23 protein-coding genes are annotated in these 25,237 nt (G+C 39.1%); 15 read left to right on the top strand and 8 right to left on the bottom strand.

What is annotated here, in order from left to right; all coding sequences use genetic code 11:
- The first annotated feature begins 8 nt into the window (after positions 1-8).
- The 3 genes from glmS to MED134_RS07965 all read left to right on the top strand — a co-directional run bounded on the left by glmS (position 9) and on the right by MED134_RS07965 (position 3,987).
- Positions 9-1,856 (top strand): glutamine--fructose-6-phosphate transaminase (isomerizing), encoded by a 1,848-nt coding sequence (glmS, locus tag MED134_RS07975; protein WP_038597727.1) that lies wholly within the window; start codon positions 9-11, stop codon positions 1,854-1,856.
- A 295-nt stretch (positions 1,857-2,151) separates the two neighbouring features.
- A complete protein-coding gene (gene atpD / locus MED134_RS07970; RefSeq protein WP_035334816.1) occupies positions 2,152-3,660 on the top strand; it encodes a F0F1 ATP synthase subunit beta in 1,509 nt (502 codons plus the stop codon).
- A gap of 48 nt (positions 3,661-3,708) precedes the next feature.
- Positions 3,709-3,987, top strand: a complete 279-nt coding sequence (locus MED134_RS07965; protein WP_035325900.1) for a F0F1 ATP synthase subunit epsilon — start codon at positions 3,709-3,711, stop codon at positions 3,985-3,987.
- Between the two features lie 86 nt (positions 3,988-4,073).
- Here the strand turns inward: MED134_RS07965 and MED134_RS07960 are convergent, their stop codons facing one another.
- The 4 genes from MED134_RS07960 to MED134_RS07945 form a co-directional block, all read right to left on the bottom strand.
- Positions 4,074-4,277 (bottom strand): helix-turn-helix domain-containing protein, encoded by a 204-nt coding sequence (locus tag MED134_RS07960; protein WP_035334814.1) that lies wholly within the window; start codon positions 4,275-4,277, stop codon positions 4,074-4,076.
- A gap of 3 nt (positions 4,278-4,280) precedes the next feature.
- Positions 4,281-4,757: a DUF2975 domain-containing protein gene (locus tag MED134_RS07955; protein ID WP_038597724.1), complete on the bottom strand. Its 477-nt coding sequence runs from the start codon at positions 4,755-4,757 to the stop codon at positions 4,281-4,283.
- Positions 4,758-4,766: 9 nt separating this feature from the next.
- Positions 4,767-5,273 carry a hypothetical protein gene (locus MED134_RS07950; protein WP_038597721.1) on the bottom strand — a complete coding sequence of 169 codons (507 nt, stop codon included), beginning with the start codon at positions 5,271-5,273 and terminating at the stop codon, positions 4,767-4,769.
- Between the two features lie 129 nt (positions 5,274-5,402).
- Entirely contained in the window at positions 5,403-7,175 is a 1,773-nt protein-coding gene (locus tag MED134_RS07945) for a M61 family metallopeptidase (protein WP_038597718.1), read from the bottom strand.
- Positions 7,176-7,260: 85 nt separating this feature from the next.
- Between MED134_RS07945 and MED134_RS07940 the strand changes: the two genes are divergently transcribed.
- From MED134_RS07940 to bioA, 3 genes are all read left to right on the top strand, one after another.
- Positions 7,261-8,445 (top strand): aminotransferase class I/II-fold pyridoxal phosphate-dependent enzyme, encoded by a 1,185-nt coding sequence (locus MED134_RS07940; RefSeq protein WP_038597715.1) that lies wholly within the window; start codon positions 7,261-7,263, stop codon positions 8,443-8,445.
- A gap of 54 nt (positions 8,446-8,499) precedes the next feature.
- Positions 8,500-9,132 (top strand): dethiobiotin synthase, encoded by a 633-nt coding sequence (gene bioD / locus MED134_RS07935; RefSeq protein WP_038597712.1) that lies wholly within the window; start codon positions 8,500-8,502, stop codon positions 9,130-9,132.
- Between the two features lie 68 nt (positions 9,133-9,200).
- Positions 9,201-10,466, top strand: a complete 1,266-nt coding sequence (gene bioA, locus MED134_RS07930) for an adenosylmethionine--8-amino-7-oxononanoate transaminase (RefSeq protein WP_038597709.1) — start codon at positions 9,201-9,203, stop codon at positions 10,464-10,466.
- Here the strand turns inward: bioA and MED134_RS07925 are convergent.
- Positions 10,463-10,906, bottom strand: coding sequence for a cytochrome c oxidase assembly factor Coa1 family protein (locus tag MED134_RS07925; RefSeq protein ID WP_038597706.1), 444 nt, complete (start codon positions 10,904-10,906; stop codon positions 10,463-10,465). The genes bioA and MED134_RS07925 overlap by 4 nt on opposite strands.
- A gap of 133 nt (positions 10,907-11,039) precedes the next feature.
- Here MED134_RS07925 and MED134_RS07920 point away from each other — a divergent pair, with 133 nt between their 5' ends.
- The 9 genes from MED134_RS07920 to MED134_RS07880 all read left to right on the top strand — a co-directional run bounded on the left by MED134_RS07920 (position 11,040) and on the right by MED134_RS07880 (position 21,167).
- A complete protein-coding gene (locus MED134_RS07920; RefSeq protein ID WP_035334804.1) occupies positions 11,040-12,194 on the top strand; it encodes a beta-ketoacyl synthase N-terminal-like domain-containing protein in 1,155 nt (384 codons plus the stop codon).
- Positions 12,195-12,328: 134 nt separating this feature from the next.
- On the top strand, positions 12,329-13,423 hold the full coding sequence (gene bioB, locus MED134_RS07915; protein WP_035334803.1) for a biotin synthase BioB: 1,095 nt from the start codon (positions 12,329-12,331) through the stop codon (positions 13,421-13,423).
- 122 nt (positions 13,424-13,545) lie between these two features.
- Positions 13,546-14,391: a cupin-like domain-containing protein gene (locus tag MED134_RS07910; RefSeq protein WP_038601044.1), complete on the top strand. Its 846-nt coding sequence runs from the start codon at positions 13,546-13,548 to the stop codon at positions 14,389-14,391.
- A 204-nt stretch (positions 14,392-14,595) separates the two neighbouring features.
- Positions 14,596-15,018 (top strand): response regulator, encoded by a 423-nt coding sequence (locus MED134_RS07905; protein ID WP_052084167.1) that lies wholly within the window; start codon positions 14,596-14,598, stop codon positions 15,016-15,018.
- Between the two features lie 6 nt (positions 15,019-15,024).
- A complete protein-coding gene (locus MED134_RS07900; protein ID WP_038597700.1) occupies positions 15,025-15,405 on the top strand; it encodes a response regulator in 381 nt (126 codons plus the stop codon).
- A gap of 3 nt (positions 15,406-15,408) precedes the next feature.
- Positions 15,409-18,132: a TonB-dependent receptor domain-containing protein gene (locus tag MED134_RS07895; protein WP_237747090.1), complete on the top strand. Its 2,724-nt coding sequence runs from the start codon at positions 15,409-15,411 to the stop codon at positions 18,130-18,132.
- Between the two features lie 7 nt (positions 18,133-18,139).
- Positions 18,140-19,924 (top strand): YfiR/HmsC family protein, encoded by a 1,785-nt coding sequence (locus tag MED134_RS14725; RefSeq protein ID WP_084811643.1) that lies wholly within the window; start codon positions 18,140-18,142, stop codon positions 19,922-19,924.
- A 127-nt stretch (positions 19,925-20,051) separates the two neighbouring features.
- Positions 20,052-20,633 (top strand): methyltransferase domain-containing protein, encoded by a 582-nt coding sequence (locus MED134_RS07885; protein WP_038597697.1) that lies wholly within the window; start codon positions 20,052-20,054, stop codon positions 20,631-20,633.
- Positions 20,634-20,654: 21 nt separating this feature from the next.
- Entirely contained in the window at positions 20,655-21,167 is a 513-nt protein-coding gene (locus MED134_RS07880) for a GTP cyclohydrolase (RefSeq protein WP_038597693.1), read from the top strand.
- Positions 21,168-21,196: 29 nt separating this feature from the next.
- Here MED134_RS07880 and MED134_RS07875 read toward each other — a convergent pair whose 3' ends face one another.
- From MED134_RS07875 to MED134_RS07865, 3 genes are all read right to left on the bottom strand, one after another.
- On the bottom strand, positions 21,197-22,639 hold the full coding sequence (locus MED134_RS07875; protein ID WP_038597690.1) for an SLC13 family permease: 1,443 nt from the start codon (positions 22,637-22,639) through the stop codon (positions 21,197-21,199).
- Between the two features lie 27 nt (positions 22,640-22,666).
- A complete protein-coding gene (recQ, locus tag MED134_RS07870; protein WP_038597687.1) occupies positions 22,667-24,772 on the bottom strand; it encodes a DNA helicase RecQ in 2,106 nt (701 codons plus the stop codon).
- 125 nt (positions 24,773-24,897) lie between these two features.
- The gene (locus MED134_RS07865; RefSeq protein ID WP_035325876.1) at positions 24,898-25,236 is read right to left on the bottom strand and encodes a single-stranded DNA-binding protein; all 339 of its coding nucleotides are present in this window, start codon (positions 25,234-25,236) and stop codon (positions 24,898-24,900) included.
- Position 25,237 lies beyond the last annotated feature (1 nt).

The raw sequence follows: 25,237 nt of genomic DNA, 5'->3' as shown, positions 1-25,237 counted from the left end.
TATTAAATATGTGCGGAATTGTAGGTTACATAGGTCATAGGGAAGCTTATCCTGTAGTTGTTCAAGGTCTAGAAAGGCTTGAATACAGAGGTTATGATAGTGCAGGTATAGCACTATATGATGGAACGGACGTTAAGTTTTCTAAAACAAAAGGAAAAGTTGCAGATTTACGAGCTAAGCTCGAGTCAGATATCACTACAACTGGTGGTATAGGGATAGGTCATACAAGATGGGCCACTCACGGAGTGCCTAACGACGTTAACTCTCACCCTCACTTTTCAAATTCTGGAGATTTAGTAATAATCCATAATGGTATTATTGAAAATTACGATCCATTACGTCAAGAGCTTATTTCTCGTGGCTATACGTTTGAGTCTGATACCGATACAGAGGTTCTCGTTAACTTAATAGAGGATGTCAAGAAAAACGAAGGTGTAAAGCTTGGTAAAGCTGTGCAGATAGCGCTTAATCAAACTATAGGTGCCTATGCAATCGCTGTGTTTGATAAAACGAAGCCAGACGAGATTGTTGTGGCAAGATTAGGAAGTCCGCTTGCGATTGGTGTGGGAGAAGATGAGTTCTTCATCGCGTCAGATGCGACTCCTTTTATTGAGTACACAAAGAAAACCATCTATCTTAAAGATGGTGAGATGGCGGTAATACGCAATCATAAAAAATTAAAAGTACGTAAGATTAAAGATGACTCTTTAGTTGATCCGTATATAGAAGAGCTTCAGCTTAATCTTGAGCAAATAGAAAAAGGTGGTTATGATCACTTTATGCTTAAGGAAATTTATGAGCAGCCTCAAGCTATTAAAGATACTTTCCGTGGGCGTATGCTTGTAAAAGAAGGTATTATAAAAATGGCAGGTATTGATGATAATATCGAGAAGTTTAAAAACGCTCGTCGTATTATCATTATTGCCTGTGGTACTTCTTGGCACGCAGGTCTTGTGGCGGAGTATATTTTTGAAGAATTTGCTCGCGTTCCTGTAGAGGTTGAGTACGCATCAGAGTTTAGATATCGTAATCCGGTTGTCTTTAAAGATGATGTGGTAATTGCTATTTCACAAAGTGGTGAAACAGCAGATACGATGGCGGCTATTAAACTTGCCAAAAAACAAGGAGCATTTGTATTTGGAATTTGTAACGTAGTAGGTTCATCTATATCTAGAATAACTGATGCTGGAGCGTACACACACGCAGGTCCAGAAATAGGGGTTGCATCTACAAAGGCATTCACAACACAAATTACCATACTTACGCTTATCGCACTTAGGCTAGCGCAAGCTACAGGTAAGATGGCAGACTCAGAGTTTAGAAGTTACCTTCAAGAACTAGAGAGAATACCTGGAAAGGTAGAGAAAGCTCTTAAGTGTAATGATCAAGCAGAGCTCGTAGCAGCACAATATAAAGATGCGCCTAATGCACTTTACCTAGGTCGTGGATACAACTTCCCAGTAGCGCTAGAGGGAGCATTAAAGCTCAAAGAAATCTCATACATACACGCAGAGGGATACCCAGCTGCAGAAATGAAGCACGGGCCTATCGCTCTTATTGATGAGATGATGCCAGTTTTTGTAATCGCTATGAGAAAAGGCCATTATGAGAAAGTGGTAAGTAATATTGAAGAGATTAAGGCACGTAGTGGTAAAATAATAGGTATTGTTACAGAAGGTGATACAGAGGTAAAACGCCTTGCAGATCACATTATCGAAATACCAGAAACACTTGAGCCACTCACACCTATACTTGCAACCATACCGCTGCAATTACTGTCTTATCACATCGCTTTGATGCTCGATAAAAACGTAGATCAGCCACGTAACCTTGCAAAGTCTGTTACGGTAGAGTAGATAGTAAATAATTAGAATTTTTTAGAAGGATATTTTAAACTCAAGTTTAAAATATCCTTTTTTTATGCGTTACTTTTTGGCCGAGCTCAAAGGTTTTTGGTATAGAAATTATCACAGGTAATAACCGTAACCCCTAGTTTTTAGTGCGCTTTCGCGAAAGCGTAATCATCACTAAAAAAAGCCTTTCAAAAACTTACACTTTACACTTTTGCATAAAAAATTAAACAGTATCTTTGCACGACGAAAAACGACAAGTTTTTCGCTATTATTTTGCTAAACATTAATATAGAGACTAATGTCACAAGTTACAGGTAAAGTTGCACAAATTATAGGCCCAGTAGTAGATGTCGCTTTTGAGAGCGGAACTGAGTTACCTAAAATTTACGATTCACTAGAAGTTACAAACTCAAACGGAACAAAATTAGTTCTTGAAGTACAGTCACACATTGGAGAGAATACAGTACGTACAATCTCAATGGACTCTACAGACGGATTAAGCCGTGGGGTGGATGCTGTTGCAACAGGATCTGCTATACAAATGCCTATTGGGGCAGATATTTATGGTCGTCTATTTAATGTAATAGGTGATGCTATTGATGGTATGGATGATCTTCCTAAAACTGGAGATGCAGGTTTACCTATACACCGTAGCGCACCAAAATTTGAAGACCTATCAACATCTACAGAAGTACTTTTTACAGGTATTAAAGTAATCGACCTTATTGAGCCTTATGCAAAAGGAGGTAAGATTGGATTATTTGGAGGAGCAGGAGTAGGTAAAACAGTACTTATCCAAGAGTTGATTAACAATATTGCAAAAGGTCACGGTGGTCTTTCTGTATTTGCAGGAGTAGGAGAGCGTACACGTGAAGGAAATGACCTTTTAAGAGAGATGCTTGAGTCTGGTATTATCAAATACGGAGATGACTTTATGCACTCTATGGAAGAAGGTGGATGGGATCTTTCTAAAGTAGATAAAACTGCGATGAGAGACTCAAAAGCAACTTTCGTATTCGGGCAAATGAACGAACCACCAGGAGCACGTGCACGTGTGGCACTTTCTGGACTTACTATAGCTGAGTATTTCCGTGATGGAGCAGGAGAAGGACAAGGAAAAGATGTACTTTTCTTCGTAGATAACATCTTCCGTTTTACTCAAGCAGGATCAGAAGTATCTGCACTTCTTGGACGTATGCCATCTGCCGTAGGTTACCAGCCTACACTAGCAACAGAGATGGGTGCGATGCAAGAGCGTATTACTTCTACAAAGAGAGGGTCTATTACATCAGTACAAGCGGTTTACGTACCTGCAGATGACCTTACCGATCCAGCACCAGCAACAACATTTGCTCACCTTGATGCAACTACAGTACTTTCACGTAAGATTGCAGAGCTTGGTATTTACCCAGCGGTAGATCCACTAGACTCTACATCACGTATCCTTACTGCAGATATCTTAGGTAATGAGCACTATGAGTGTGCACAAAACGTAAAAGAGCTTTTACAGCGTTATAAAGAACTTCAAGATATTATTGCCATCTTAGGTATGGAAGAATTATCTGAAGAAGATAAAATGGCCGTAGGACGTGCACGTCGTGTACAACGTTTCCTTTCTCAGCCATTCCACGTAGCAGAGCAGTTTACAGGTATCCCAGGAGTACTGGTAGATATTAAAGAAACTATCAAAGGATTTAATATGATTATGGACGGAGAGTTAGATCACCTTCCAGAAGCAGCATTTAACCTTAAAGGAACTATCGAAGAGGCAATCGAAGCAGGAGAAAAAATGCTTCAAGAGGCTTAAGAGATTTTTAATTACGCTTTCGCGAAAGCGTACTATAAATTATAAACTATGCATTTAGAAATTGTAACTCCAGAGGCATCTCTAGTAAGCGGTGAAGTATCATCGGTTACCGTACCAGGTGTTAATGGTGAATACCAAATGTTAGATAATCACGCAGCAACTGTTTCTTTACTAGTAGCAGGTACTGTAAAATTTGAAGGAAATCCTACTATAGCCGATGGTCAAGAAGGTAAATTTACCAAAACACCAGACGGTAAGTGGTCACTTGTAATTGCTAGTGGTACTGTAGAGATGAACAACAATAAAGTGATTGTGCTAGCAGATTAAAGCGCATTTACATACACTATTAAAAGCCCAAATTCTTATGAGAATTTGGGCTTTTTTATTGTTTTGGAAATAGATATTAGAGCTTTTTATGTAGAATACTCCAGTATATCGCCAGGTTGGCAATCTAAGGCCTTACAGATAGCCTCAAGCGTAGAGAAACGCACTGCCTTTGCCTTACCCGATTTGAGTATAGAAAGGTTTGCTGTGGTGATGCCTATTATTTCTGCGAGTTCTTTGCTCTTCATCTCACGATCTGCAAGCACCTTGTCTAAGTTTATCGTTATAGGCATAGGTTATATGGTTAGATCGTTTTCAGATTTGAGGACGTGTGCATCTTTTAAAACCGTAGTGATTGTTATGATGGCTAGTCCCAATATGATTGTGTAGCTATTTTCAAAGGCATTAATAACCATTTGAGGAGCTTCGTTAGTTTCAGCTTGATTAAAATAGCTCATTAGGTATAGTCTCCAGCAAAGCGAAATAATACCGTATGCGATAAAGGCTACAGCTCCAAAATTGAGCATCTTTATACTTCTCAAATTAAAGTATCCATACTGTATCATAAACCATAGTCCCTTAGCGACAAGTAAGTGAGCTGCACATAGTACAATGATAGTGGCTACATAAGTTATGATTAGTAAATGACCTTCACCATCTGCATTGAGAAGATCATCTAGAGAGTTATAAAAAGTGATATTGAAGATGACCTTAGCTAGATTTAAAATAAGTAAACCTACAATTACGCCCAGAAGTAATTTTATGTTTTTCATAATAGAAAATTATATGGTTAGATTATTTTCTTCATTGATAGTCTGTGCTTTTGCAAATGCTTCACTCAAAAACATAAAGAAAAGCCCAAAGAGAATAAATACAAGCATCCCACCATCAATGTTTATTTTTAATTCACTCAGGACAAGGAGGTCTACGATAATCTTGACAATAGTTGCTCCAATTCCAATCGCTATAAAGTAGTTGCCTGCTTTTTTAAAATTAGAGATAACCTTTTGTGTAAAATATACACCAGTAGCTAGGATATCCACTGTATTTTTAATCAACCTAATGGACAGAAAGTATAGCAAGTATAGCGAGCCTATTAGAAAGAGAACGATAGCAGTTTTTGTGGAGGAAAGCGAGTTTATGTTTATTTGATCACCAAAAAATGAAACCTCAGTTTTCTTTCCTAGATATAGAAGAAATGGGATGGTAATAAGCCCTACCGCAAATAGTATTACCATTAGGTAGTAGTAAAGGGAAATTAGTTTTCTAAGAATTGCTAAATTTTTCATTTTATTATCGTTTTACAATAACAAATATATAAAAATTATTGAAAAACAATAATTTTATTTAAAAATCACACATAAAAAATCCCCAGGACTATTTTTAGTGCTGGGGATATAACCTTTAAGGATGGTCCTTTACTTTTCTTGTAACCAGTATTTTTTGAGCTTACGAGCTTTTTTATCTGCATTTTCATCGGTAGCGATGGTGTAGGTAGGATCTGCGCTTACTGTTAGGTTTGTGGTTGCCTCGCTACCAAAACGTTTATAGGTGACTGCAATCGTTTGACCTACAGTGAGCTTTTTAACAAGCGCATTATAGGCATCTACAGTCGTTATCGTTGCTCCATCTATTGCAGTTATAAGATCTCCTTTATTAAGCTTTGCATTATACGCAGGCGAGCCTTTTGAAGTTGGGCTAGCAATACGTAATCCGCTTTCAGAGGCGTTTACACGTAGTCCTAGATAAGGCTTGTTTTTGTCTTGTGTGATTTTCAGGCCGGCATTTGTAAATAGGTTTTGATAATCTGGCATCTGACTATCATAAATGTATTGAGAGAAGAACGCTTTCGCGAAAGCGTCTCCCGCATACCCAGAGAGTACATTTTCAAGATCTTGAATACTGTATGAGACCTCCTTTTTTCCAAACTGATTCCACACCGCTTTAAAATAGTCATCTAGATTAAGCCCTTGCTGGCGGAGTGAGAGGTCAAGCGCTAGACCCAGCACACTTCCATAAGAGTAGTATGAGATAAAGGTGTTGTTTCTATTTACAGGATCTACAGAGGTCGCGGCATCTACAAAAGGTGCCTGGTAACTCATCTCAATCGGGTTAAAATAATCGTGGGCAGGAGAGTTCCAAACATAGTTGAATGTTCGGTTGAGTCCTTTTACATAATCTTCACTGGTGATAACGCCTGCGCGAGCAAGAATTAAGTTAGTGTAGTAGCTTGTAAAACCTTCGGCAAACCATAGAGAGCCACTCATATTTGCTGCGGTAAAGTCAAAGGGCTCGAGATCTGCTGGGCGTATGCGCTCTACATTCCACGAGTGAAAAAACTCGTGAGAAACCGTTCCTATATTGCCTTCCATACCACCAGCTGCTAGTGATTCTCTATCGGTAAGTATGGTACTGTTGCGGTGTTCCATCCCATCACCAGATACGTGAGGAGCGTAACAGGCAAGGAAGGTGTACTCGCCAAAATCATAGGCAGGCAACTCTCCAAACACTTCTTTTTGTGCAAGAACAATGGCTTTTACCTTTTTCCAGTAGGCGTCAAAATCTTCTGCACTGTCATCACTATGCAATGCAAAGCGTATGTTTTTACCATCTACCATAAACTCTCGCAACTGGTAATCACTTACCTCTGTAGGGCTGTCAAAAAAGTATTGTAAATCTGGTGCTGTAAATGTTGTTTGTGAGACTTTTTTGAGTTGGCTAGCAACTTTCCAGTTTAAGTCTCTCCTTACATTAAAGTCTATCTTGATAGGGCGATGCTCTTCTCCCTCCATAAACATAAATGTAGCAGGCATATTGAGGTGTGCGTGTGACTCATCTATTTGTGAGTACGTACCATCTGCCCTATTTGCAAAGAGTGTGTAGGATACGTTTATTTCTCCATCGTGATTTTTAATCTCCCAAGAGTATGGATCTGGTCTGGTTGCCTCTAGTATTTCTCCTTTACTGTTTGTTGCCTTAAAGTCAAATACATTTTTTGCAAACTCGTGTATGGCATAACGTCCCGGTGATGATCTACTCATACGTACGGTAACGGTCTTCTGTTTAAGTTCTGCGAAGGTAATAGCAATGCTAGCCTCGTGATGTACAGCATTTTCAAAGGAGATGCTATACTCATTAGTTTGAGCGATACAAAAGGAGCTTAAGAGCAATGCAATAAGAAGTAATCTCATAAAGGAAAGTTTAGATTTTAAAAGTAAGAAACTAACGGCACTTCTATCCCTACAAAATGTCACATTGGTGAAGTATCTTTACCATATGTTACCAAAAAAATTACAGAAAAAACTAGATACTCGAAAAGCTACGCAAGCACTACGAGTGCTCACGCCTCCAGCAAATCTCGTTGACTTCTCGTCAAACGATTATTTAGGGTTTTCTAGTAATAGTAGCATCGCCCAGAAAATTACAGCACGCGCTCAGGCTATATTGCAAGAAGAGCAGCTCAGTGCAAATGGAGCCACGGGGAGCAGATTGCTGTCTGGTAATCACAAGCTATACACTCGCACGGAGGAGATGCTAGCAGATTTTCACAAAGCTGAGACCGCACTTGTTTTTAATAGTGGGTATGATGCAAACGTGGGCTTCTTTCAGAGTGTGCCGCAGCGTGGGGATCTTATTCTCTACGATGAGTATATACACGCTAGTATACGAGATGGCATACAGATGAGCCCAGCTAGAGGCTATAAGTTTAAGCATAACGATATTGCCAGTATAAAAAAGCTAGTCTCTAGGTTGCGAGAGATGCATCACCTAGATGATCAAGAAGGTGCCATTGAGCTATACCTTGTGACCGAGTCTGTTTTTTCTATGGATGGTGATACGCCAGACCTTCTTGCTATTGCACATATCTGTATGAAAAATGGCATACACCTCATTATAGATGAAGCGCACGCAACCGCTGTGCTGGGACCTCAAGGCGCCGGACTCGTACAAGAACTCCATCTAGAGGATAGAGTTTTTGCACGGATTGTCACCTTTGGTAAAGGGATAGGTGCGCACGGAGCTGCGATTTTAGGTAGTGAGGCTTTGAGGAGCTATCTGGTGAATTTTGCACGCTCTTTTATTTATACCACTGGGCTGCCTCCACACTCGCTTGCCGTTATTTTAAGTGCTTATGAGCAATTGTTAGAACGTACAAATGAGGATGCGCCAGAGGTTGTGAACTTGCGCAAACTTATAAATCATTTTAAGGCCGAAGTAAAAAGGTTAGCTTTAGGTGAGCTCTTTATAGATAGTGACTCTGCCATACATTGTGGTGTGATACGTGGTAATGATGCGGTAAAGACGCTTTCGCGAAAGCTAAAAGAAAACAACTTTAACGTCAAGCCTATTTTATCGCCCACAGTGCCTCAAGGTCAAGAGCGCCTGCGTATTTGTTTACACGCTTATAACAGTAAAGATGAAGTTACTGAACTTCTAGAATTAATAAAAAGCCAATTATAGTATTAAACAAGCTCAGTCATTAAAGAGCTTTGTTGAACTACAAAAGAATATAGAATGAAAGATAAACAAGCTACATACTTCATTACAGGGATTTCTACAGATGTGGGGAAGACAGTTGCTGCAGCCATTGTTACAGAGGCCTTACAGGCAGATTACTGGAAGCCAGTACAGGCTGGAGATCTCGATAATAGTGATACTCACAAAGTAAAGCGATTAGTTAAAAATGAAATATCGCAATATCACGATAATAGTTTTGCTTTACAGACGCCTATGAGTCCGCACGCGGCTGCCGCTATAGATAATGTAAGCGTTACCGTAGATAAAATTAAAAGACCAGAAACTACAAATTCGCTTGTAATTGAGGGTGCAGGCGGCTTACTAGTCCCTATAAATGAAACCGAAACCATTGCAGATGTAATAAGCCCTACAGATAAAGTGATTGTAGTATCGCGTCACTACCTAGGAAGTATCAATCACACACTGATGACTATTGAATTACTCAAGGCACGTAATCTTGAGATAGGTGGTCTCATATTTTCTGGAGATGAGCATCCTACCACAGAGGCTATTATTAAAAAAATGAGTGGAGTAACCATAATAGGTCGTATTGATGAAGAGCCTTACTTTGATGAAAATGTTATTGCAGAGTATGCAGAGCGCTTTCGCGAAAGCGTAATAAGTCTTTAGGCTATTTTTAAACCCATTCTAACTAAGAAGGCTATTACCTTAACTAACTTTGCACTAAACTTACTATTGTGACTATACTAGAAAAAGACAGCAAGCACCTCTGGCACCCACTCACGCAACATCAAACGGCTCGAAATCCTATTGTAATTACACGCGCAAAAGGAGCCGTGATGTATGATGATGCTGGTAATGAGTATATAGATGGTATTGCATCTTGGTATACCGCAATGTATGGTCACGGTAATGAGTACATCACTAGCGCGATGCATAAACAAATGCAGCAGTTGGATTTTGTAATGTTCAGCGGGTTTACGCATCCTCCAGCAGTTACCCTTGCCGAAAAGTTGGTAGAAATTTTACCAAGTAACCAAGAGAAGGTGTTTTTTAATGATAACGGCTCTACAGCAGTAGAGGCGGCTATCAAAATGTCACTGCAGTATTATCACAACAAAGGAGATAAGAGAGACACGCTTATCGCTTTTGAAGATGGTTTTCACGGCGATACCTTTGGAGCGATGAGCGCCTCGGGTTTGAGTTCGTATAACGGTCCTTTTGAAGATTTTTTACTTAAAGTAGAACGTATCCCAACTCCGCAAGATGATAACCTTGACGAAGTAATGGCTATGCTAGAGGGGATACTTGCATCAAATAAATGTGCGGCTTTTATTTTTGAGCCATTAGTACAAGGTGCTGCTGGGATGAAGTTCCACTCGGTTGCGGGTCTTGATGCGCTTGTAAAAAAATGCCGTGAGGCAAATGTACTCACCATTGCAGATGAGATTATGACTGGTTTTGGAAAGACTGGAACCGTTTTTGCCTGTGACCAGTTAGATAATAAACCAGATATAATGTGCCTCAGTAAGGCACTTACTGCGGGAATGTTTCCGCTTAGTATCACAAGTTGTACTCAGGAGATCTTTGAAGGCTTTTTAAGTGATCAAGTACATAAAGGATTTTTTCACGCACATACCTTTAGTGCGCATCCCGTAGGTTGCGCTGCCGCTATTGCAGGAATTGAAGTACTGCAAACCAAAGAAATCACAAAAAGTAGAGAGCGTATTAACGATGCTCATACGGCATTTGCACAAACGGTAAAAGCACATCATAAAGTGAATAATGTGCGAGTAAAAGGTGTTGTAATCGCCATAGATCTTACTATAGAGATGGCGCGCTATGGCAATCTGCGTGACGAGCTCTACCAGTTTTTTATGCAACGAGGCGTAGCACTTAGGCCGCTAGGTAATACCATTTATGTGCTACCGCCTTATGTAATTACAGATAAAGAGCTGGCCAGAGTGTATACCGCAATACAAGAAGCGCTAGATCATTTCTAGTTGTCTTCTAGCAGTAGTGGCGATAGGTCAATCACTTGGTCACTGTCATCTATAGTGACATTATAAACTTCATACACTTTCTCATCATCCTCACCACTAGTGATGATATGTATGACGCCAGTTCCGTTAGGGCCTTTTATGGGTGTTGTCGCATTAGTTCTTTTTTCTCCATTATTAAAAGAGATATTAAAACTCCCAAAACCGTCACTTTCTATAGGTTCTCCTAGTACAGCAATCACTTCTTGGTTAGATTGTACTTGAGCTAGCGCCTCATCACTTCCAGAAGCTGTTTTGATTTTATTTGCAAAAGCAAAGACGCCACCTACTATTAATATGACTCCTATTACGACTATAGAGAGGCATCCTCCTACGGGTACAGCCCATTTCCAGTTGCGTTTCCACCAGCTAGGCTTCTCTATAAGTTCATTTTGATTATCCATTGTGATTGATTTTTAGATAGGTAACAGTTGTGAGGTAAAAGTTACACTTCTTTTTAAGAAAACTCAAAAATAGATGGGGTACGCTTTCGCGAAATTGTACTTTTGTAAATCCAATTTTAAACAAACTTATACTTTGAAAACTCCTATAGCTATAACCGGTCTAGGTTCTATCTCTCCATTAGGTTCAAATGCTGAAGAGCAGTGGAACGCATACCAAGAAACAACTACAAAAATTGCTTGGGAAGAAGAGCTAGAAGCATTTACTGCAAGGTTAACACCAGAGGGCCAAAAAGCTATTCAGGCTATACGTCGAGAAGATAAAAACTATTTAAGAATTGATCCATCTGTACTATATGCTCTTTATGCAGGTAGAATTGCTGTAGCGCAAGCAGGGTGGAAAGATGGAGATTTTGGTATAAACGTAGGTTCTTCAAGAGGTGCAACACAACTTTTTGAAAAGTTTTTTGAAACGTATAAAGAACGAAACATCGTTCCTACACAGGCATCACCATCTACTACGCTAGGTAATATTTCATCTTGGCTAGCAAACGATTTAAAATCTACTGGACCAGACATATCGCACTCTATAACGTGTAGTACTGCTTTACACGCTTTATTAAATGGCGTAGCGTGGTTACAATCTGGAATGGCAAAAAAATTCTTAGTAGGAGGTTCTGAGGCCGCACTTACACCGTTTACCATTGCACAAATAAGAGCAATGAAACTCACACCTACAGAAGAGGGTACGAGTGCATATCCTAATATGGCGCTTAACCTCTTTAAAAAGAAAAACACAATGGTGCTAGGAGAAGCTGCAGCAGTAGCTTGTCTTGAGTTAGGAAAAAAGAAAAACGCACTTGCATATGTAACTGCAGTGGGATATGCTACAGAGATGCTAGATCACGCAGTATCTATATCTGACGAGGGGCTTTGCTTCCAGAAATCTATGAAAATGGCACTGGGCAAAACAGATCTTTCTGAGATAGATGCTATTGTAATGCACGCACCAGGTACACTTAAGGGCGATACCTCTGAGATGGGCGCTGTAAAAGCCGTTTTTGGTGAAGAGCTACCTATGCTCACTACAAACAAGTGGAAAATAGGCCACACCTTTGGTGCAAGTGGTCTGTTAAGTTTAGAGCTCGCTATAAATATGTTGCAAGAGCAACGTTTTATAGGTGTACCATACCTCAAGGATAAAACAAAAGATCAAGCTCTTAACAAGATTCTTGTAAACGCTGTAGGTTTTGGAGGTAATGCCGTGAGTATTATCGTAGAGAAAGCTTAGGGTGGTATTACGCTTTCGCGAAAGCGTACCAAAAGAACTTTTAACACATAAAATTATACCAGTACTGGCTACATTTTTTTAAAAACTTAGTAATAGCCATTTACTTGCTTAAGACTATTTCATATTTTTACGTTATGACAGAAATAAGACACAACTGGACCAAAGAGGAAATACTCGCTATTTATAATAAACCTATGATGACGCTTTTATATGAAGCGGCAACTACCCATCGCGAGCATCACGATCCAAATACGGTACAAGTTTCTACCCTTTTATCTATAAAAACTGGTGGATGTCCAGAAGACTGTGGGTACTGCCCGCAAGCGGCAAGATACCATACAGATATAGAAGGTAATGACCTTATGTCTGTACAACAAGTAAAAGCACAGGCTTTACGAGCAAAGGCGTCTGGAAGCTCACGCGTATGTATGGGAGCAGCCTGGCGTAATGTAAAAGACGGACCAGAATTTGATAACGTACTAGAGATGGTGCGTACCATAAACAAGCTAGATATGGAAGTGTGCTGTACCTTAGGTATGGTGACAGAAAATCAAGCAGAGCGTCTAGCAGAGGCTGGATTATATGCATACAATCACAACCTTGATACCTCAGAAGATTATTATAAAGATGTCATTTCTACGAGAGCTTTTGAAGATCGTCTAGATACGATTTCTAACGTGCGTAAAACTAATGTGACCGTATGTTCTGGAGGAATCATAGGTATGGGAGAAGCTGTAGAAGATAGAGCAGGAATGCTTGCAGCACTTGCAAAGCTTGACCCACAGCCAGAGTCTACACCTATTAATGCACTAGTGGCAGTACCAGGTACACCTATGGAAGATATAGATCCTATATCTATCTGGGAGATGATACGTATGGTTGCAACGACAAGAATAGTATTGCCACAAACGCAGGTTAGACTATCTGCAGGAAGAACAGAGATGAGTAGAGAAGGACAAGCTATGTGCTTCTTTGCAGGAGCAAACTCCATCTTTGCTGGTGATAAACTACTTACTACACCTAATCCAGATGTAAATGAGGATATGAAAATGTTTGATTTATTAGGTCTTACTCCTCAAAAGCCTTTTGTTAAAAAAGCACAGCCAGAGTCTGTAGAAGCAGTAGATTCTAAGTTTGAATCACTTGGAGAAAAACCAAAATGGTCACGCCCAGGACACAAAATAGAGCGCAACGAAGAGGCAAAACTTGCCGGAAAAGCGCTTAAGTAGGCAGAACCATATTTGAAGTAATATCGTAGATATACGCGAGAGTATATCACAAAACACTAACTCCCTTCTGGGAGTTAGTGTTTTGTGGTACTATAGCTTTACATAATTTAAGGTCATCTTATATGCAGTTACAAGAAATCACAAGAGTACATACTATAACCAAAAAGGAATTTTTACGTGATTACGTAAAGCCGCAAAAACCCGTGGTTATAGAGCACCTTATAGATGACTGGAAGGCTTATGATAAATGGAACCTAGCCTATATAAAAGATATAGCTGGAGATAAGGAGGTGCCGCTCTATGATGATAGACCCGTAAAGCACGACGAGGGTTTTAATCAAGCGCACGCTACAATGAGTATGCGTGCCTATGTAGACTTACTCAAAAAGCAGCCTACTAACTATCGCATTTTTCTATATAACTTAATGAAAGAAGTTCCTTCATTAAAAGATGATTTTAAGTTTCCAAAAATAGGTTTAAGGTTACTCAAGCAAATACCTATGCTGTTTTTTGGAGGAGAGGGGAGCAAAGTCTTTATGCATCACGACATAGACTGGGCAAATATTTTACACTTTCACTTTGAGGGTAAAAAGCAATGTGTGTTATTTCCTCCTAGTGAGACGCCACATCTTTACAAAGTACCTTACTCCCTCATCACCCGCGAGGATATCAACTTTGATGATCCAGATTATGATAAGTTTCCAAATCTCAAAAAGGCAAAAGGTTTCATTTGCCATCTTAATCACGGCGAGACACTGTATATGCCAGAAGGATACTGGCATTATATGAAATATGAAACTCCTGGATTTAGTATGAGTTTACGGGCGCTTCCGCGAAAAATGTCTAACCTCAGGAAAGCGTTGTATAATGTGTTCTATATGCGTCACTATGATAACTTTATGAGACGCCGAAAAGGACAGGCTTGGATAGATGAAAAAAATGAGCGTGCAATGAGCGTTTTAAAATAGTAGGACTTCTTGACTTATTCTTTGGTATTGCATACTAAATCTTAAAATATCGCTAACACAATACAATGACTTAGCATTGAGTGTGTTGTTTGTCTGTCATAAAAGCTGTTATATCGATAATTTTTCATTTTTAACAGTTATGTTGTATTAGGAGTAATGTTTTTTTGATATTTGCTTTATACCCAACCCCTAGAATATTCAATAATGAAGAGAGTCCTCTTGATAGATGACGATAAGGCTGTAAATTTCTTTAATAAGCGAGTAGTCGTAGGCCACTCGGGATTTGAGCACATTAAAACAGTGCAAAGCGGAAAAGACGGGCTGTTATTTTTAGAACAAGTGCTATCTGGCGATGAGATAAAACCAGACATCATTTTTCTAGATATTAATATGCCAGCTATGAATGGCTGGGAGTTTTTAGACCACTATGAACTTTTTAATGAAGATTTTAGAAGTGACATACAAGTGATTATCCTTTCTAGCTCTTCAAACCCAGAACACGTAAAAAAATCTATAGTAAATTATGAAGTTCTCGACTTTATAAATAAGCCGCTTTCATTCAGCATACTAGATGGTGTTTTAGAAACCGTAAATGACGCTTCCCTAAGGCTCGCAAATAATAAATAGCACAACTTGGAGTATAAAGCCTTATTGATTGATGACAGTAAACCTGTATCCTATTTTAACAAAGTTGTATTAGAAAGATCTGGTAAATTTTCTTCTATTGAAGTAGCGAGAAATGGGCTTGAAGCTATTGAAGCTTTAGATGCTGGTTACCTAGCCGATATTATTTTTTTGGATATTAATATGCCAGTAATGAATGGCTGGGAATTTTTAGAACACTACCAGCAGCGAGCAAATCATAATATCCCTATTATATTACTTCTTGCAACGATGCCCAGACAGGCAGAACAAGATAAACTTGCGACTTACCCATTTGTAAAAGGGGTAAAGAAAAAAATGCTTTCACCAGAGATGCTTAAAGAGGTAATCGATCAAATGATCTTAGTTTAAATAATGTGTAATGTTATAGCTATAATGCCTAAGTATACTAAGTCCTTACTATTTCTTTTCTTTATAATTTCAACAGTAAGTTATAGTCAAACTAGAGCAAAAATTGTTGGTGTAGTTACAGATAATTATGGCGTGCTTCCTGGAGCATTAGTCTCAATAGAGGGCTATAATAAATCAACACAAACAGATATAGATGGAGCCTTTAGTTTTGAAGTAGATGAGGGAGAGTATGTCTTATCTGCGAGTTTTGTAATGTATAATGTACAGTACAACACCGTCGTTTTAAAAGCGGGGGATATTAAGGAGATTAATTTTAAACTAGAAACTGGTTTTTCGGCAGATGAGCCTATTTCTCTTGGTACTAGATCAGACCCAGTCTCTTCGTTTCAAAACACAGCCTCTGTAGATATTATTTCGCCACAGCAAATTTCTAATTCTCCGCAAATAGAGCTTAGCCAGATCCTTCATTATCTCGCTCCTTCATTTTATTCAACACATCAAACCATAGCAGATGGTACAGATCATATAGACCCTGCAACACTTCGTGGTTTAGGTACAGATCAAGTACTTGTATTAATTAATGGTAAGAGAAGGCATAATAGCTCATTACTTAATGTAAACGGCACAATAGGTAGAGGAGCTGTAGGAACAGATTTTAATGCGATACCAGTAAGCGCTATTGAAAGAATAGAGATTTTAAGAGATGGGGCAACTTCTCAGTATGGATCTGATGCTATTGCTGGTGTAATCAATATCGTATTAAAGAAACAGACCAATGCAATCACACTTGATAATTTAGTAAAAATTAATCAAGAGGGTGATGGTCTTACTCAGTTTGCGGGAGCAAATTTTGGGATGAAAATAGGCAAAGAAGGATTTTTAAATCTAACCGGAGAGTACAGAAAGAGGGAGGCAACAAACCGAGCTGGTAATTATACAGGCAGTGTTTATGTAGATAACGCAGAAGAAGACGCTAGTCTCATTGAGGAAAATGATTTTTATACTCAAACAGGTTACTCAGACAGAAGGGTTATGCAAATAGGAAATGCTGAGACTCAAAATCTCGCAATTCATTTTAACGGCGAGATTAAAGTCTCAGATAGTGCGAAGGTTTATCTTAATGGTGGTAGAAATTATAGAGAAGGAAAGAGTGCTGGTTTTTATAGATTTCCAAAAGATCAGGACCGTGTGATAACAGATTTATTTCCTAATGGATTTTCGCCTCAAATTCTTACAGATATTCAAGATGATGCGGTTACGCTAGGCATAAAAGGGGTAAAACGTGAGTGGACTATAGACTTTAGCCATTCTATAGGTACAAATTCTCTCGATTATACGGTTAATAATTCTAACAATGCATCTATGGGTGTGGCTTCACCTACAACTTTTTATGCTGGAGGGTTTTTATATAGTCAAAACACATCAAATCTAGATCTATCTAAGTCTTTTGAATGGCGTTCTGGGCTTAATTTTTCTTTTGGAGGTGAGCTTAGAGTAGAAAATTATCAGATAGGCGCAGGAGAAGAAGCCTCTTATATAGATGGAGGAAGTGTCTTTATAAATGAAAATGGAGAAGAAGTACCTAGAATTGCTGGAGCTCAAGTTTTTCCTGGTATACAGCCAGACAATGAGCTTAATAAGTTTAGAACAAATAGCTCTTTTTATGTAGATGTAGAGGCAAATGTTACAGACCAATGGCTAGTACAAGGAGCAGCGAGAAATGAAAATTATAATAACTTCGGGAATCAAATTATCTGGAAACTCGCCTCACGTTACAAGATATATGAAAATACCAGTATAAGAGGAGGCATCGCAACAGGCTTTAGAGCACCCTCATTACATCAAGTTTTTTTTCAGAATATAAGCACACAATTTATAGATGGAGATATTGTACAAGTGGGTACATTTAATAATGAGAGTGCCCTTACCGCACAGGCTTTTAATGTAGATAAGTTAAGGCCCGAACTCTCTAACCACTATAGCGCAGGCTTAAGTAGTAAGATTAATGATTACTTATCTGTCTCGCTAGACTACTATTATATTTCTATACAAGATAGAATTGTTCTCTCTGGTAGAATTGCAGATGGGTATGAAAGTATATTAGACCCTTTTGGAGTGGGAGCGGCGCAGTTCTTTACAAATGCTATAGACACAAAGACTTCAGGTTTTGATGCTTCTGTAGTATTTAAAAAATCATTGGGAACTGGAAATATAGAAAGCTACTTAGGTTTCAACATTAATAAAACTAAGGTGGGAAGCGATATTAGAGTTCCAGAAGCTTTTGAGGGGGCAGAAGAGGTTATTTTTAATAGAGAAGAAATAGGACGCCTTGAAAAAGGACAACCGGGTTATAAACTTAGTTTTAGAAATTTTTATGACGTTCAAAAACTCCGTGTTCAACTTAATAACACATTGTTTGGGCCAGTAACGTATTTCCATCCAGAAGATGGCAACTCAAATAATTGGGTTCTCAATGAGTTTACTGGCAATATAGAGTCAAGAGATCAAAAATTCTCACCAAAGATTATTACAGACCTTTCTATAGATTATCAGTTCAGCTCTAGAGTAAGAGCAGCGATAGGAGGAAATAACATCTTAAATGTGTATCCAGATAAGCATACCCATTCTTCAAATACAAGTAATGGCAACTTTATTTATAGTAGGAGGGTAGGTCAGTTTGGTGTTCAGGGAGCAAATTATTTTATTAAAGTCGCTGTGAAGCTGTAATAGGTATATGATGAGGTCGGTTTCATTTTTTAAAATAGTTATTACCTACCTCTTTATAGGGGTATCTATTATTCTAAATGCACAGCAACAACCCAGCCAAGTCTCGAGAGTACAAAGAGCTATTTATATCTTTAATATAGCGCAGCAAGTAAGCTGGCCAGAACCGCTAGAAGAGCAGTTTGTAATAGGCGTGCTGGGCCCAGACAGAACGCTTATTGACCTCAGAGCAATGGCTCAACAAAGAAGAGTACAAGACAGACAGGTTGCTGTAGTAAACTTTTTATCCATAAAAGATATTCAAGATGTAGATGTACTTTATGTAAATAGAAAGTACAATTACCAGATGCCGTATGTCTTACAATCCCTAGAGAATAAGGGAGTGCTAGTTATTGCAGAAGACTACCTATTTAATTCCTCAATGGTTAACATAGTGCGGGTAGGAGAAACTTTTAGACACCAGATTAATCAAGGCTTATTAAGCCAAAATAGCTTTAAGGTAGCCCCGTCACTACAGTCATATGCAATTGCAAATTCAAAAAAATGGCAAGCACTTTTTGAAGAGGCGCAAGATTCTCTCCAGACGGTTCTTGCAAATGCAAAAGAAAAGGATGAGGTAATTAATCGTCAAGAACGTGAGTTGTTAAGTCAAAACGAAATTATAGATACCATACAAGAAATTGTAAAGTATAAAGACAACTCTATACAAGAGTTGAGAGAAGTAGATAAACTACAAAAGAAAACTATAGAAGATAAAAGGGAGATTGCACAGCAGCTTGAGATCAAAATCAAAAATCAATTAAGAGAACTAGATAAGCAAGAAGTTGTTTTACAAAATAGCAAGAGAGAAATCAAGCTTAGGCAAGACAGTATTGAGGTGCAAAAAGTAAGTATAAGTGATCAAAAAAAGGTGCTGCTCGAGCAGTCTTCAGAGTTAGACCTAAGAGCTACTGTAAACTGGTTACTTACAGGTATAGCGCTATTATTTCTTATTGCCGGTTTTGTACTATACAAGAATTATCGCACAAAAAAGAAACTTATAGAGCAACTCACTATTCAAAATGCAACCATACTTGAGCAAAAAGAAGAATTGAGTCAAAAAAATGAAGACCTAGAGCAGTTTGCATATATCGCTAGTCACGACTTACAAGAGCCACTTAATACTATTTCTAGCTTTATAGGCCTCATAAGAGGAGATTATGGAGAACAGTTTGATGAGGTGGGAATGCAAAGTCTAGAATTTATAGAAGAAGCAAGCGATCGTATGGCTAAGCTTATAAATATGCTTCTTGAGTATTCTAGAATAGGTAAAACAAGAATTTTTACTCAGGTTGACACACATAAAGTATTACAAGATTTAGAGAAAGACATTACATCACTTGTATCACGCACAGGTGCCACTATAAATTACACACAACTGCCAGTGGTGTCTGGCTCTGAAGTGGAGCTACGCTTGTTGTTTCAAAACTTAATTACAAATGCACTCAAGTTTTGCCCAGAAGACAGGCGCCCCATTCTCAATATAAGCACAACAAAAGTGAGTAATGTAGATAACCCATCACAAGGTATGTGGCAGTTTTCTTTTTCAGATAATGGTATCGGTATACATCAAGCACATCAAGATCGCATTTTCTCCATCTTTCAGCGATTACATACCAATGATGAGTATGAGGGAACCGGTATTGGTCTTGCACACTGTAAAAAGATTGTAAGTATCCATAAGGGAAGCATTTGGCTAGACTCAGAGCTTGGTAAAGGGACCACCTTTTACTTCACAATACCCTACGGTATATAATTAGGGTTTTTTTACGCTTTCGCGAAAGCGTAACCACAAGCAACACAAACTACATTTAAAACCTGCTACCAGTAATTTACTTAAATTGCTATGCACTAGATGTTGTTTTAAAACTAAAGCCTAAATGATGGAACTCACGTCAACCTATTGGAATAATCGCTATGCTGAGGGAAGTACAGGTTGGGACTTAAAAGAGGTCTCTCCACCTATCAAAGCATACCTCGATCAATTAGAAAATAAGGAGCTTAAAATTTTAATCCCTGGTGGCGGTTATAGCTATGAGGCTCAGTATTGCTGGGAGCAGGGGTTTAAAAATGTGTATGTAGTAGACTTTTCTCAACTTGCATTAGAAAATTTGAAACAGCGAGTGCCAGATTTTCCTAGTTTGCAACTTATACAAGAAGATTTCTTTACGTATGACGGTCAGTTTGATGTAATCATAGAGCAAACGTTTTTCTGCGCATTGCAGCCAGATTTGAGACCTGCTTATGTTGCACATATGCATACATTGCTTAAGGCTAAAGGAAAGCTTGTAGGCTTACTTTTTAACTTTCCTCTTACTGAGAAAGGACCACCATACGGAGGAAGCACTACAGAATATGAAAGCTTGTTTTCAGAACACTTTGACATTCAAAAAATGGAGACTGCCTATAACTCAGTAGCTGCTCGTGCAGGTAAGGAGTTATTTATCAAAATGGTAAAAAAGTAAACTAGTAAATACCATAACACAATGATTGTACAACTCGCCGACGGAACTATTAAAACCAAATATGGTATCTATAAAGAGATACTCTTTTATGACGGTATTAAGGAGTCTCACGCGCTAGTGATGGGAGATATTTCGGGAGAAGAAGATGTGCTCTGTAGGGTGCATTCCTCGTGCATTTTTGCTCACCATTTTAATAGTATAGAGTGTGATTGTCGTGAGCAAATGGAAATATCACAGCAACTTATAGAACGAGCAGGAAAGGGCATTGTAATCTGGCTAGAGCAAGAGGGAAAAGGAAATGGTCATTATGCACTCCTCAATACCTTACCACTCAAAAAAGAAGGTATGCCGCAGGCAGATGCGTACGAGGCCGTAGGTTTCCATAAAGACAATAGAGACTTTTCGGCAGCAGCAAAGATTTTGAAACATCTAGAGGTAAATTCCATCACGATGATTACTGGTAATGAAAAGAAAACCAAAACACTCACAGATCTCGGCATACGTGTAAGTGGTATTCAACCTACGGAGCTATGATACGAGTACGCTTTCGCGAAAGCGTAACTTTAAAACAATACCGGTATCACATAATACGCCAGTGCAAACAGCAACCCTACAGAGATGAGATTTAAAACCACACCCACACGTGCCATCTGGTCTACGCGCACGTGACCACTAGCAAATACAATCGCATTAGGCGGTGTAGCCATAGGGAGCATAAAAGCACAACTAGAAGCAAGGGTTACGGGAATGACCATTTGTAGCATAGGCACATCCATCCCGATGGCAATACTTACCACAAGAGGTACGAGTATGGTCACGAGTGCCACATTACTCATTAACTCGGTCATAAAAAGCATTAAGAAAATAAGCACGGCAGTCACCACCCACATACTCCAGTCTTCTTGCTGTGAGATGTAATCTCCTATCATATCTATAAAGCCAGATTGCGCTAGTCCAGAGGCAAGTGCAAGACCACCGCCAAAGAGAATGAGAATCCCCCAGGGTAATCGCGAGGTATCTTCCCAACTGAGCGGAAAAGAACCTTTCTTGTAATGAATAGGTACTATAAACATAAATAGCGCGGCAATGACAGAAATGGTCGTATCTGTAAGGGTAATATCTGGTAGCAGGTTGTTTAAATACGAGCGCAACATCCAGGAGATTGCTGTAATGAGGAATATGGCTAATACTACTTTCTCACCCTTTGAGATAGGACCTAGTTTATCGAGTTCGGTTTGTATAATATTTGCAGACTTCCCTATGGTGCCTAGCCCGTTGCGATAAAAGACGCGGGTAATCATAAAGTAGGTAATAGTCATCAATAAGATAGAAAAGGGAACACCCATTTTCATCCATTGAAAAAAGCCGATATCTACATTATAACTTTCATTTAAAAAAGCAAGCATTACAGAGTTAGGCGGTGTGCCTATCAAGGTCGCCATCCCACCTATATTTGCGCCAAAGGCGATACCTAGCATAATACTAAGCGCAAAGTTGCGGTCGTTTTTTGTAAATCCATCTTCGTCATCTATGAGAAGCTGTATAACAGATACAGCTATGGGGAGCATCACGACCGTACTTGCTGTGTTTGAAATCCACATACTCATAAGGCCAGTGGCAATCATAAAACCTAAGATGATACCGTTTGCCTTTGTGCCCGTAATTTTAAGAATTGATAACGCAATACGCTTGTGTAGTTGTACTTTTTCTAGTGCTAGCGCGATGACAAATCCACCAAAAAACAGATACACAATAGGGTGTGCATAGTTGCTTGCAACTTCTTTTATAGTACCTATACCAAGTAGTGGAAATAGTGCTAACGGGATTAACGCGGTTACAGAAATAGAAACCGCTTCTGTAATCCACCAGATAATCATCCATACGGCAATGGCAACCACTTTATCTATCGCTGGGTTGATAATATCAAAAGGTAATGCCAGTATGAGAATGCAAAGTAACGGGCCTGTAATAAAACCTATTTTTCGCGAAAGCGTAAATTCTTTCATAGCCCTAAAAATAGGTAAAAAAGAAAACTACCTACCCTTTAAAAATAGCGCAAGTCTTATTTTCCAGTACGGCATCTCCTCCTTGAAGTATTCATAAAAAGATTTGAGCTTATCTGGATCTGCTACTTTTAAGATGGCGTCGTGTACTTGCTTGACCTCTACGGGCTGTATAAACTGGTAAAAATCTATCTCCATTCCTTCTTCGTGCAGCTTTATGAGGTGATTGTACACAGAGCCTATGGTGAGTTTGCGAGTCTCTGCAATTTCTTCAAGTGAGAGGCCTTGCTGGATGAGGTTTTTAGTCTCAAGATACGTTTTGCTACCGCTTTTAGGTTTTGGTTTTTTGAGGTGTTCTTTGATGAGTTTTAAAAAGTCGGCGCCATATTTTTCCATTTTGGCTTGCCCTACACCTTGTATGTCTAAAAACTGTTTTTGAGTCACAGGCTCTTGGTCTTCCATATCTTTAAGAGACGCATCTGAGAATACAATATAAGCCGCAACATTTGCCTCTCTAGCTAGTTCAGCTCTTAGCTCTCGTAGTTTTTCAAAAAGAGAACCTTTTGGTTTTTTAGGCTTACGTTCTTTAGTAATCGGTTTGGCTTTTTCCTTACTAGGTTTTGCAAGTTGTATCTTTTTACCGTCGTATAAAACTTCTTTAGAAAGCGGTGTGAGGAGAAGTCTTCCGCTTTCGCGAAAGCGTATTTCTAACAACCCTTGATTAATCATTTGTATCACATACTGCTGAAGATCTCGCCAAGAGACATCCTTTGCAGCGCCGTACGTTTTTATATTCTGATACCCTTTGTCATAAACCTGTGCGTTTTGAGAACCTCGTAAAACGTCTATCACGGTACCCATTGCTTCCTTTTGTTGCATACGCGCCACCCCGGAAAGTACTTTTTGAGTAAGTACGGTGCCGTCAAAATATGCGGGTGCATTTTTACAAATGTCACAGTTGCCACAGTCTTGCGATAAAAACTCGCCAAAGTAATTTATGAGAACCTTACGCCTACAGCTTAGTGCCTCTGCATATTGCTGCATACGGTCAAGCTTAGCCATCTGGTAGTCGGCATTTTTTGCTCCATCTATAAACTGGCGTAGCTGCATCGTGTCTGCATAGCTGTAAAAAAGAACGGTGTGTGAGGGTAAACCATCACGACCTGCTCTACCTATTTCTTGATAATATCCTTCAAGATTTTTAGGCATATTATAGTGTATCACCCAGCGCACGTTACTCTTGTCAATACCCATCCCAAAGGCAATAGTGGCACAAATTATAGGTGTGGTATCGTTTATAAAATCTTCTTGCACTTTTGAGCGTTGCTCTGCACTCATACCTGCGTGGTAGGCGGCAGCGTTGTGCCCGTTGCTCTTAAGTTTGGCCGCGAGATTTTCTGTGCTTTTTCTTGATAGACAGTAAATGATTCCACTCTCAAAAGGGTGATCTTCTAGAAAGTCTAGTATTTGCTCGTTTCTTTTTTGACCTGGTCGTACGTCCAGATAGAGGTTTGGTCTGTCAAAAGAGGAGATGTATTTTTTTGCTTGTGGGATACTAAGTTGTTGTGCAATGTCATCTTGCGTAGACCTATCTGCAGTTGCTGTGAGTGCTACAAGTGGTGTTTCTGGGTAACGTCTTTTTAAATAACCTAATTGTGTGTAAGCGGGTCTAAAATCGTGTCCCCAAGATGAGATACAGTGAGCCTCATCTATGGCAATGAGTGATATCTTTATTGTAGAAAGTACGGGGTCTAATAGTTGCAAACTCTCTGGAGCCACATAAATAAGATCTAGCGCATTGTGCTGTAGGTCTGACAGTACCTTTTGTGTTTCTTCTGGTGGTTGTGTGCTGTTATAATAGGCTGCCTTAATACCATTTGCTCGCAAAGCATCTACCTGATCTTTCATTAAAGCAATAAGCGGTGAGATCACAAGAGCAACCCCGTCAAGCGCCAGTGCTGGCAGTTGAAAACACATAGACTTACCACCACCCGTAGGCATTATGACTAGTGCATCTTGCCCATTACAAATGGACTCAATAATCTCTTGCTGGTTAGGTCTAAAGCCATCATAACCAAAGTGAGTTTTGAGTAATTTATGTAAATCTTGTTGTGTGGGTAGTGCAGAATTTGTCATTGCGACAAAGGTACTCAATGTATGATTTTAATACCCCTATTTTATAATGGAGACTTAAGTTACAGCCAGACATATAAATAAAATTGATGACGCATATATCTGACTGTAAGCTAGGTGATAAGCTACTAGTTATTCTTACTAAGCATTAATAACTCATTGCACACAATCTCTGTTGTGTACCTTTTTATACCATCTTTATCTTCCCAAGAGCGGTTAGTAAGTTTTCCTTCTATGGCGATTTCTTGTCCTTTTTGCACATAGCTCTCTACTACTTTTACAAGGCCACCTCGTACTACGATGTTGTGCCAGTAAGCGCGCTCTATCTTTTGTCCATTCTTGTCTTTATAAGAATCATCTGTAGCCATAGAGAAGTTGGCAATTTTGTTTCCGTCTGGGAAAGTTGTGATTTGTGGATCTTGACCTAAACGTCCAATAAGCTGTACTTTGTTGCGTAATGCATTCATA

This window comes from Dokdonia sp. MED134, from assembly GCF_000152925.2.
GTDB lineage: Bacteria > Bacteroidota > Bacteroidia > Flavobacteriales > Flavobacteriaceae > Dokdonia.
The sequence above is the reverse complement of the archived record's forward strand: the minus strand, read 5'-3'. Positions and strand labels throughout refer to the sequence as shown.